The sequence below is a fragment of the Okeania sp. genome (assembly GCF_983059655.1).
In genome coordinates this window covers 1-1,804 of record NZ_CEZPJD010000563.1, presented here as the reverse complement: position 1 = coordinate 1,804, position 1,804 = coordinate 1, and the positions used below count along the sequence as shown (strand labels likewise).

Here is a 1,804-nt window from a genome sequence, read left to right as displayed (position 1 = left end):
CTTCCTTCTTTCTGCTATAAACTCATCAAGAATCAAGATAAAATATGGAACAGCAGGGTCAACTATATTTAGACCAAGTAAGTTTGACTGCTCCAGTTAGCTCTCACTATTTACTGAAAAATATTTCTTTTGCTGTAGAAAAAGGCGCTAGAGTTGCTATTGTAGGTACTTCTGGAGCAGGTAAAACATCTCTGTTACGATTATTAAATCGACTAAATTCCCCCACTTCTGGTTCTATATATTTAGATAACCAGGACTATAACAAGATTCCTGTTATTCAACTACGACAACAAGTGACAATGGTTTTGCAGGAGTCAAAACTTTTGGGAATGTCTGTAGCACAAGCGATCGCTTATCCTTTAAAACTCAGAGGAATAAGGCCACCTGAAATTCAGCAAAGATGCGAATATTGGATACAGCAGTTGCGTATTCCTGAAAATTGGTTATCTAGGTCAGAATTACAACTTTCAGTGGGGCAAAAACAGTTAGTAGCGATCGCTCGTGGTGCTGTAATTCAACCTAAAATTCTATTATTGGACGAACCTACCTCAGCTCTAGATGTTGGTACAGCAGATCGAGTTATAGAAGTGTTGAAAACATTAACAGATAGTGGGGTAACAGTTATTATGGTTAACCATCAAATAGATTTAGCTCAACAGTTTTGTACACAATTGTTACATTTAGAGCAAGGAGAATTAATTGAAGACTCTCCTAGTTATATAGTTGATTGGGTTAAGTTACGCCATAGCATTATTCAGGCACAAAGACAAGAAGCTGAAGATTGGAGCTAGTGCCGCTACACGGGAGTCAGAAGTATTGATTGGTAAAGCTTTTAGGATTTTATAACTGGTCAGTTATTTCCGCCATTCTGCACTAGCTTAATATGAGGCGGGTGCAACTTTTTGAGGTTGTCTGTAGCTCTGATAATTATTTTCCCATCTATTCATAGTTAAGATTTCTCGATTAAATCTATAACCTACATTCCTTACTGTTTGAATTAGACTAGGTTGGCGAGGGTCAATCTCTATTTTTTTTCGCAGAGATAGTACATGAGTGTCTATAGTACGAGGATTATCTATAGAGTCTGGCCATGCTCTGTGTAGTAAATCTGAGCGAGTTAGGGGTACTCCCCCTGATTGAGCTAAGACATAAAGGAGACTAAATTCTTGTGGAGTTAAGTCAATTAAACTGCCTTTCAAGCTAACTCTTCGATGTACTAAATCAATAATCAAGTCACCATAATCTAGACTTATAGGTGGACTACAACTAATACTCCTCTGGCGACGTAGTAACGCCTCTACTCTGGCCATAAATTCTTGCATACCAAAAGGTTTGGTGAGATAGTCATCTGCCCCAGATTTTAATCCTGCGACAATATCTGCTTCAGTTTTTTGCGAGGATATCATAAAGATTAATGACTGTTGCTGTTGCTGAACCCACTGGCAAAATTCGAGACTATTTCCATCAGGTAGGTCAGCTTCCATGATTACTAGATTTGGGCAGTGACTATGTATTAATTTTTTGGCATGATGAATGTTCGCCGACTGATAAACTGAGTGGTTTGTTTGCTGCAAATGCCAACCAAGCAGCGATCGTAAACGCGGATTTCCTTCTACAATTAGAATACAAGCAGCTCCCACTTAATTCCTACTCTGGATATTTCCCTATAATTAGCTACTCCAAGGTTAGCATAAAGTCTAGTAACAGTTTTGTAACATAGGTAACTACTTAGATCTTTACCTCTACAAAATTGACCAAAAAATAAGGTCTCAAGCCTCCCCTTTTAAGGGGATGAAAAAGCGGT

General features: G+C 38.3%; 2 protein-coding genes. One reads left to right on the top strand and one right to left on the bottom strand.

The window, feature by feature from the left end; all coding sequences use genetic code 11:
• The first annotated feature begins 44 nt into the window (after window positions 1–44).
• The gene (locus tag AC3DU7_RS24150) at window positions 45–791 is read left to right on the top strand and encodes an ABC transporter ATP-binding protein (protein WP_488041845.1); all 747 of its coding nucleotides are present in this window, start codon (window positions 45–47) and stop codon (window positions 789–791) included.
• Between the two features lie 87 nt (window positions 792–878).
• On the opposite strand, the gene AC3DU7_RS24145 is transcribed toward AC3DU7_RS24150, so the two are convergent.
• Window positions 879–1,640, bottom strand: a complete 762-nt coding sequence (locus tag AC3DU7_RS24145) for a response regulator transcription factor (protein WP_488041844.1) — start codon at window positions 1,638–1,640, stop codon at window positions 879–881.
• Between the last annotated feature and the right edge of the window lie 164 nt (window positions 1,641–1,804).

Coding starts and splice junctions, on each gene's coding strand:
- AC3DU7_RS24150 (WP_488041845.1), top strand. CDS start 45: ATGGAACAGCAGGGTCAACTATATTTAGACCAAGTAAGTTTGACTGCT.